Origin of the sequence: Mesorhizobium sp. M4A.F.Ca.ET.050.02.1.1 (assembly GCF_003997725.1) — a bacterium.
GTDB lineage: Bacteria > Pseudomonadota > Alphaproteobacteria > Rhizobiales > Rhizobiaceae > Mesorhizobium.
In genome coordinates this window covers 1-8859 of record NZ_RZSG01000188.1, presented here as the reverse complement: position 1 = coordinate 8859, position 8859 = coordinate 1, and the positions used below count along the sequence as shown (strand labels likewise).

At 64.1% G+C, this 8859-nt stretch carries 7 protein-coding genes and 1 pseudogene; 5 read left to right on the top strand and 3 right to left on the bottom strand.

From position 1 onward, the window contains the following. A pseudogene (locus EOA33_RS14895) lies at positions 1–232 on the bottom strand (anthranilate phosphoribosyltransferase); the annotation flags it as partial. After that, positions 229–2121: a SurA N-terminal domain-containing protein gene (locus tag EOA33_RS14890; RefSeq protein WP_127405956.1), complete on the bottom strand. Its 1893-nt coding sequence runs from the start codon at positions 2119–2121 to the stop codon at positions 229–231. The gene EOA33_RS14890 and the pseudogene EOA33_RS14895, both read right to left, overlap by 4 nt. A 145-nt stretch (positions 2122–2266) precedes the next feature. On the opposite strand from EOA33_RS14890, the gene tpiA reads away from it, so the two are divergent. The 5 genes from tpiA (at position 2267) to EOA33_RS14865 (ending at position 7366) form a co-directional block, all read left to right on the top strand. Then, positions 2267–3034 carry a triose-phosphate isomerase gene (gene tpiA, locus EOA33_RS14885; protein WP_127405955.1) on the top strand — a complete coding sequence of 256 codons (768 nt, stop codon included), beginning with the start codon at positions 2267–2269 and terminating at the stop codon, positions 3032–3034. Positions 3035–3195: 161 nt separating this feature from the next. Then, entirely contained in the window at positions 3196–3699 is a 504-nt protein-coding gene (gene secG / locus EOA33_RS14880) for a preprotein translocase subunit SecG (RefSeq protein WP_126054484.1), read from the top strand. 213 nt (positions 3700–3912) lie between these two features. Further along, positions 3913–5031 carry a L,D-transpeptidase gene (locus tag EOA33_RS14875; RefSeq protein ID WP_126054485.1) on the top strand — a complete coding sequence of 373 codons (1119 nt, stop codon included), beginning with the start codon at positions 3913–3915 and terminating at the stop codon, positions 5029–5031. 161 nt (positions 5032–5192) lie between these two features. Beyond that, the gene (locus EOA33_RS14870) at positions 5193–6821 is read left to right on the top strand and encodes a CTP synthase (RefSeq protein ID WP_189375277.1); all 1629 of its coding nucleotides are present in this window, start codon (positions 5193–5195) and stop codon (positions 6819–6821) included. Then, on the top strand, positions 6821–7366 hold the full coding sequence (locus EOA33_RS14865; RefSeq protein ID WP_127405953.1) for a DUF1697 domain-containing protein: 546 nt from the start codon (positions 6821–6823) through the stop codon (positions 7364–7366). Before EOA33_RS14870 ends, EOA33_RS14865 begins: the two co-directional genes overlap by 1 nt. A 54-nt stretch (positions 7367–7420) precedes the next feature. On the opposite strand, the gene EOA33_RS14860 is transcribed toward EOA33_RS14865, so the two are convergent. Beyond that, positions 7421–8851, bottom strand: coding sequence for an NCS1 family nucleobase:cation symporter-1 (locus EOA33_RS14860; protein ID WP_245482338.1), 1431 nt, complete (start codon positions 8849–8851; stop codon positions 7421–7423). Positions 8852–8859: the final 8 nt, after the last annotated feature.

The window sequence follows — 8859 nt, the reverse complement described above, 5'->3', positions numbered from 1 at the left end:
CGATGGCACCGTGCGGAGCCTCGACGCGCAGCATCTTGGCGCGCATGGTGGCGACGGCGCCGGAAATCTCACTCACCGCCTCGCCGCGCACGCGCAGCGCCATCAGGAAGCCGCCGATCTGGCCGGGCGTCGCGTCGCCAGACATGATGATTTCGAACGCCTCGCGCGCTTCCTCGAACGAGAGAGGGGTGCCTGCCGCCACCTTGGCGATATGGCTCTTCAGCGCGCTCATCGGGCCTGCGCCTGGGTAACGGCGGTCTGGTCGATGCGGACGTCGTATTGCGTTTGCAACTGCGCCACCAACTGGTCGAGCAGGTCGTCCGACATGCCGGCAGTGAACGATTTCTGCGCGTCGTCAGGCACGGAGCTGGCATCGGCGCCGGCCGGCTCGAAGACTTCAGCCACCTTGTAGAGGATCTGTCCGTCGCCGGTGGGCGAGGGGATCAGCCCGGTGCCGCCTTCGCCGACACCGAACATCTCGGCGGCGCCTTCCTTGCCGAAATCGGCGTCATCGGCTTCGCGCTTCAGGCCGCGCTTGGTCTGCTTCTCGAGCTTGAGTTCGCCAGCGATCACATCGAGCGTGGCCCCGGCCTTGAGCCGCTTCTCGAGCTCGTCCGCCTTGGCGGCAAGCCGCTTTTCCGTTTCCGCCGCCGTCCAGTCGGCCACCACCTTCTGGCGGACTTCATCCAGCGTGCGGTCGCGCGCCGGCGTGATCGATCCGACTTCGTAGAAGACGAAGCCGTTGTCGGCGGTGGTCAGGCCCTCATTCTCGGTGCCGGGCTCTGCGACGAACACCGCCTTGATGAGATCCGCCGACTCCGGCAGGTCCTTGACGATGGTGTCGTCTGGCCGCTGGCCGGTGCGGTCGATCGCGTCGACGGTGACGACCTTGAGCTTCAGCTTGGCGGCGGCGTCGGCAAGCGAACTGCCGGAAGCGCGCGTGTCTTCGTAGCTGTCGTGCACGTCGAGCAGGATGCGGCTGGCCTCGCCGAGCGCCAGGTCCTTGCGGATCTGGTCGGACACCTCGGCCAGGGGCTTCACCACCTCCGGCTTGATCTCGGTGACGCGCAGGAGCACCGGGCCGAAGGCGCCCTGGACGACGGGGCTGACCTCGTTGGCGGCGAGCTTGAAGGCCGCGTCGGCCACCGCCTTGTCGGCGATCTTGTCCTTGGCGAGCGTGCCAAGCAGCGTGTCGGCCTGGGTTTTGCCCTCGGCGGTGACGAGCTTGTCGAAAGTCGCGCCCGCTTTCAGCGAATCGAACGCGGCCTTGGCCGCGTCCGGCGTCTTAAACACCAGCTGCTCGATGGTGCGCATCTCGGGCGTCGTGTAGCGCCCCTTGTTCTTGTTGTAGTCGTCGCTGATCTGCGGATCGGTCACCGCGGTCGGGTCCATGATGTCCTGCGGTTCGAGCCTGACATAGGAGAACTTGCGGTATTCGGGCGCCGCATATGCCTTCTTGTTGGCGTCGAAATAGGTCTGGAGCACGCTGTCAGACGGCGCCTCGATCGGCTCGACCAGCGTCTTCGGCAAGGTCAGATAGTCGATGGTGCGATCCTCGCCGCGGTAGAGCGCGACCGCCTTGAGGAAGGTCTGCGGAGCCTTGAGGCCGTCCGAAACCGCCTCGACGATCTGCTGGCGCACCGCAACCTGGGCGCGATTCTTCAGATAGTCCTCGGGCCGCATGCCGATCTGGCGCAGCAGGTATTCGAACGTCCTGCGGTCGAACTGGCCGCTTGGCCCCTTGAAGGCCGGATCCTCGCGCGTGAGTTCGGCGAGCCGGTCCTTGGACAGACCAAGTCCGAGCTTGCGGGCCTGCTCGTCGAGCACCGCGCCCGAAACGAGCTGCGCCAGCACCTGGTTGTCGATGCCGAGGGCCTGCGCCTGCTCGCGCGTGATGCGCTGGCCGAACTGCTGCGACATGACGCTGATCTGGCGGTCGTAGGCGAGGCGGTATTCGTTGATCGAAACCGCCGTGCCGCCGGCTGTGATCACGGAATGATGGCCGCCCAAAGTTCCCGACAGACGCCCCGAAATACCCCAGACGGCAAAGCTGATCACCAGCAAAGACAGCAACGCCTTCGCGACCCAGGTGCCCGCCGCGTTTCTCAAGATACCAAGCATGCCTACTTCCGATTTTTGCGCATTTTTCGTGCGCCCGAGTCTGAAACAAGCGCAATAGCGCCCTTCCGGTCCACTGTCGATTGCTTTGTGGCCTGATTTTGATAGTGAGTGCGCAAGCCAAATCTCGCCTGGAGAAGCAAAGCCCATGACGCCTGGAATCCGCCCGCTCGTTGCCGGCAACTGGAAAATGAACGGCACCAGCGCCTCGCTCAACGAACTGAGGATGATCGGCAACGGCTTCATGAGCGGCCTCGACGCCGAGACGGAGGCGCTTGTCTGCGTGCCAGCGACCCTGCTTTCGCACGCCGCCGAAATCCTCTCGCGCACCCCGGTTCGGGCCGGTGGCGAGGATTGCCATCCCAAGGAAAGCGGTGCCTACACCGGACGGATTTCGGCCGAGATGCTAAAGGACGCCGGCGCCAGCCACGTCATCGTCGGCCACTCCGAGTGCCGCGCCGATCTCAGCGAGGACGATGCCACCATCCACGCCAAGGCCTCCGCGGCATGGCGGGCCGGGCTGGTGGCTATCATCTGCATTGGCGAGACAAGGGCCGAGCGCGAGGCAGGCACGACGCTCGACGTGCTGTCGCGCCAGGTCGCCGGTTCGGTGCCGACAAGCGCCACTGCGGCCAACACCGTCATTGCCTACGAACCGGTTTGGGCCATCGGCACCGGCCTGACGCCGACCGCCGATGACGTCGCCGAGGCGCATGCGCACATCCGCGCAAAGCTGACGGAGGTGCTTGGCGGCGCGGCCGCAAAGATACGCATCCTCTACGGCGGCTCGGTCAAGCCGTCCAACGCTGTCGAGTTGCTCGGCGTCGCCAATGTCGACGGCGCGCTGGTCGGCGGCGCCAGCCTGAAGGCGGCGGATTTCCTCGGCATCGCCGAAGCCTATCTGAATATCTCCTAGTCGCGGAGCCAGCCGGCCGGCGCGGCCGAAATCGTTGCAAAGGGCGCATTGCTCCCCATATTCCGGCCACGGGCTTGGAAATGCCGCTAAAGCATTGTAAGGAGCCGCCTCCAAATCACCGGTCGTATCCGCGGCCGCGCAAGGCCTTGCCAGGATAAACTATGGAAACCGTACTGATCGTCATTCACCTTATGGTCGTGCTCGCGCTCGTCGGCGTGGTGCTGCTGCAGCGCTCCGAAGGCGGTGGTCTCGGTATCGGTGGCGGTTCCGGTTTCATGACGGCGCGCGGCGCCGCCAATGCGTTGACGCGGGCGACCGCGATCCTGGCGGCTGCCTTCTTTGCAACGTCTCTCACCTTGTCGCTCGTGGCGCGCTACGGCGAAAAGCCGATCGACATCCTCGATCGCGCTCCGGCGTCGTCCAGCAACGCCGGCAAGGGCGTGCTCGACCAGCTGCCGGGCAACGCGCCGGCCGGCGCCACCGCACCGGCCGCTCCGTCGACCTCGACGGCGCCGGCGGCACCCGCCAGCGGATCGGCGACGCCGCCCTCATCGGGCAACGGCGCCGCGACGACAGCGCCTGCGCCGGCACCAGCGAATCCGGCCACCCCGCCGGCAGCCAACGGCGTCACCTTGCCGGTCACACCGCAGGTTCCGAACCAATAGCCAGGCAAGCTTATCGGGCCGCGATCTGTTGTCGTTTGATCACAGTCGCGGCAAATGCCGCACATTCACGAAGATTCAACCGGGCGTAGCCTGACGGCGCGCTTGAGGCGTCGTGGCCTGATCGATTATACATTGCGCGCGGCACTTTCGGCGTCCTTGGGGGGCGCCGGGCGACGCCGTGGCAACAAAGCATTACACGATCGGATCTTCGCCATGCAGCTTCGCAGCTTCATTTTCATGGGATTCTTTGCCGTGCTCGGCATGAGTTCCGCAGCCTTCGCCGGCACGCCGGCAAACATGGCCGCATCGCCATCAGTCGAGATAACCGGCGCCATCAATGTCGCCGTCAAAAGCGACGCAACGCAGCTGAAGCTTCTCAAGAAGAAGAAAAACCCGACTCCGGCCGATCTCGCCCAGATCAGCAAGCTCGAGGACAAGATCGCGGCCGACAAGGAAGCCGCCAGGACCAAGGCGCTCGAAGCCCGCAAGCTGGCGATGCGCGACGCAGCCAAGGCCAAGGCCGACGCGGCCCGTCAGGAATGGCTTGCAAAGAAGGGCCAGTCCGCCGCCGAGACGAAGGTGGCCGACGCCAAGCCCGGCAAGAAAACTGTCAAGATCATCGAGCCGATCGCGCCGGTCGAACCGATCCAGTCGGCCGAGCCGATCCCGGCCGAGGCGATGAATGTCGCGCTGACCGGCAACAATGGCGAGCTGCGCAGCGAGGCGCCCGGCCAGAAGCAGAGCAGCCGTGGCCTATTCGCAGGACTGTTCGGCGGCTCATCGTCGTCATCGATCAGCTATCTGCCCGAGACGCGTGCCCTCGATTCGGCTCTCGCCAAGAAGGACGCCAAGAAGCCGTTCAAGGTGAAGCCGGAATTCGTGCCGCAGGACGTCACTTTCACCGGCTATGAGCCGGGCACGATCGTCATCGACACCAGCGCCCGGCGTCTCTACCTCGTCGAATCCGCCTTCACGGCGCGCCGTTATGCGATTGCCGTTGGCCGCGAAGGCCTGCAGTTCAAGGGCACGGTCGCCGTCGGCGACAAGCAGGAATGGCCGCGCTGGATCCCGACGCTCGACATGCAGAAGCGTGAACCGAAGCACTACGGCCAGTACAAGGACGGCATGCCCGGTGGCGGCGAGAACCCGCTCGGCGCGCGCGCTATCTATCTCTATGACGGCAAGAAGGACACGCACCTGCGCATCCACGGCACCATCGCGCCGCAGTCGATCGGAACCAGCGCCTCCAATGGCTGCTTCCGCATGATCAACGAGCACGTCATGGACCTCTACAGCCGGGTCAAGGTCGGCACCAAGGTCGTTATCATCTGAGGCTTTTGCCATCATGCCGAAAGGGCCGGCTCAGCCGGCCCTTTTTGTTTTGACTGAAACTATTCCTTGCCCTTCGGGGCTTCGCGCCTTCTTGGGAAAAAGCCTTCGCGGCGGTTTTTTCTCTGGCGGAATCAATCCGGCCGCGTTAAGCGATGACTCCCATGGCGCGATATGTATTCATCACTGGCGGCGTGGTTTCCTCACTCGGAAAAGGCATCGCCGCGGCAGCTCTTGGGGCTCTCCTGCAAGCGCGGGGTTATCGCGCGCGCATCAAAAAGCTCGATCCCTACCTCAATGTCGACCCCGGCACGATGTCGCCGTACCAGCATGGCGAGGTGTTCGTCACCGATGACGGCGCCGAAACCGACCTCGACCTTGGCCATTATGAGCGCTTCACCGGCCGCTCGGCAAACCAGCAGGACAACATCACCACCGGCCGCATCTACAAGAACATCATCGAGCGGGAGCGGCGCGGCGACTATCTCGGCGCCACGGTTCAGGTCATTCCGCATGTCACCGACGAGATCAAGCATTTCGTCCTCGACGGCAATGACGACTACGATTTCGTGCTGTGCGAGATCGGCGGCACGGTCGGCGACATCGAGGCCATGCCGTTCCTCGAGGCGATCCGCCAACTCGGCAACGACCTGCCGCGCAACAACGCGGTCTATGTGCATCTGACCCTGATGCCCTACATACCGACCGCCGGCGAATTGAAGACCAAGCCGACGCAGCACTCGGTCAAGGAGTTGCGCGGCATCGGCATCGCGCCCGACATTCTTTTGGTGCGCGCCGACCGGCCCATCCCCAAGGAAGAGCGCCGCAAGCTGTCGCTGTTCTGCAATGTGCGCGAAAGCGCCGTCATCCAGGCGCTCGACGTGCCGCACATCTACGACGTGCCGATGGCCTATCACAAGGAGGGGCTGGATTCGGAAGTGCTCGCCGCCTTCGGCATTGATCCGGCGCCGAAGCCGCGCATGGAGCCCTGGCAGGCGCTCTCCAATCGCATCCACAATCCGGAAGGCGAAGTGACCATCGCCATCGTTGGCAAGTACACCGGCCTCAAGGATGCCTATAAGTCACTGATCGAGGCGCTGTCGCATGGCGGCCTCGCCAACCGCGTCAAGGTCAAGCTCGACTGGATTGAGAGCGAGATCTTCGAGAAGGAAGACCCGACTCCGTGGCTGGAAAAGGTGCATGGCATTCTGGTTCCCGGCGGCTTCGGCGAGCGCGGCTCGGAAGGCAAGATCCTGGCGGCGAAATTCGCCCGCGAGCGCAAGGTGCCTTATTTCGGCATTTGCTTCGGGATGCAGATGGCCTGCATCGAGGCTGCACGCTCGCTGGCCGGCGTCGAGCATGCTTCGTCGACCGAGTTCGGTCCGAGCGACGAACCGGTGGTCGGCCTGATGACCGAATGGCTGAAGGGCAACATGCTGGAGAAGCGCAGGGCAAGCGGCGATCTCGGCGGCACCATGCGGCTCGGCGCCTATCAGGCTGAGCTGAGCAAGGGTTCCAAGATTGCCGAGATCTACGGCGACACCCAGATTTCAGAGCGCCACCGCCACCGCTACGAGGTCAATATCGACTACAAGCAGCGGCTCGAGGATTGCGGCCTGGTCTTTGCCGGCATGTCGCCCGACGGCGTGTTGCCGGAAACGGTCGAATACCCCGACCATCCCTGGTTCATCGGCGTGCAGTATCACCCTGAATTGAAGAGCCGGCCGCTCGAACCGCATCCGCTGTTCGCGAGCTTCATCTCGGCCGCGGTGGACCAGTCGCGCCTCGTTTGATGCGGACCTACGTCGCGCTGCTCTACAGCATCATCCTGGGCGAGGGGCGACGCGTCGTCATGTCCGACCTCAAGGCGATGGCGGAGAGCCTCGGCCTGAAGAATGTCCGGACGCTGGTGGCGACGGGCAACCTGGTCTTCGACGCGCGGGCGGCCAAAATCGCCGATCTCGAACAACGGCTCGAAGCAGCGTTCGAAAAGACCTTCGGCCGCCATGTCGATATCATCGTGCGCAGCGCCGAGGACTGGCTGAAGCTCGCGAGCGGCAATCCGTTCCCGGCCGAGTCCGCCGATGCCGGCGATCAGGTCGCGGTGCGCGTCATGCGCAAGCCTGCGCCGGCGGATGCCGTCGCGGCGCTCGATGCCTATGCCGCCGAGGATGAAAAGGTGCTTTCGGTCGGCGGCGACATCTGGCTCGTCTTTTCGCGCGAGCGACCAAGCTCACGGCTGCTGGCGGCGAGCAATCACAAGCGCATGGGCATCGGTACTTCGCGCAACTGGAACACGGTGCGCAGGCTGGCGGAGATGTTGAGCAGTAGGCAGTAGGCAGTAGGCAGTAGGCGGAACTATTCCCTAAGCCCTACTGCCTACTGCCTGATTTCAAGCCTTCGCCGTCTTGGCGCCGGCGCCGAGCGCCATGGTGCGCAGCACGTAGTAGACGGCGCCGGCGATGGCTACGCCGAAGAACCAGCCATAGACACCCCACCAGGACGGCAGCCAACTGGTGAAGTTGGGCAGGATCGAGGAGAAGATCGCGCCGATGCCGGCGGCGATGAAGGCGTTGACGTGCCAACCGCCCTGGAAGCGGAACTCGCTGTCTTCGCGGTAGAGCGCCTCGACATCGACCTCACCCTTCCGGATCAGGTAATAGTCGACCATCATCACGCCGAAGATCGGTCCCATCGTCGCGCCGATGATGCCGACGAAGTGCGCGGCGCTGCCTTCCCAGGGCGCGAAGGGGTAGAGCACGAGCGCGATCAAGGCCGCGATGTAGCCGCCCTTCTTGAAGTTGATCTGGCGCGGGAAGACGTTGGAGAAGTCGAAGGCCGGCGAGACGAAATTCGCCACCACGTTGATGCCGAGCGTCGCCACCGCGAAGGTGAGCGCCGCGAGCGCCGCCAGGAACCAGCTGTCGAACTTGGCCGAGATCTGGTCGGGATGCAGCAGGACCTCATGGTAGACATCGTAGGCGGCAATCGTGGTGACGCCGGCGACCAGCGAGAACAGGATCAGGTTGACCGGCAGGCCCCATATATTGCCCTTGCGCAGCGCCGCGTTGTCAGGCGCGTAGCGGGCGAAGTCACAGAAGTTGAGATAGAGCGCCGAGAAGTAGGTGACCCAGATCGCCGCGACGCCGAAGAGCGCCGTCCAGGAGCCGGGATCGCCTGGAATGCCGGCATCGGCGGTCTTTTCGCGCAGGACATCCATCGGGATGTCGCTGGTGAAGGCAAAGCTCCCCGACTTGACGCAGAGATAGATCGCCAGGAGCAGCATCATCACCCACACCGCCGGACCGGCCCAGTCCTGAAACCGCCGCACTGTTTCCATGCCCTTCTGGATGATCAGCAACTGCAGCGCCCAGATAATGACGAAGCAGATCACTTCCAGGGTTGAATGGCCGAGAAGGTGCGAAGTCCTGTTGAACTCATCGAACCACTGCAGTCGCGTCAGCAGCGCCACGATGGCACCCGAGGCGGCCGCCGTTTGCGCGCCGTACCAGAAGCAGGCGACGATGGCCCGGACCAGCGCGGGGACGTTGGCGCCCCAGATGCCGAAGGAAGCGCGTGCCAACACCGGGTAGGGCACGCCGGTCTTCACGCCGGCATAACCGACCATGTTCATCAGCACGTAGATGATGAGCGAACCGATGCCGATGGCTATGATGAAGTTGACGAAGCCGCCGCAGAAGAGAAACAGGCTCGCCGCCAGGTAGTAGCCCCAGAGGCTGTGGACGTCGGACGTCCACACGTTGAAGATCGAGAATGGTCCCCAGTTGCGTACCTTGGCCGGAGCCAGATCCTCATTATACAGGTCAGGCG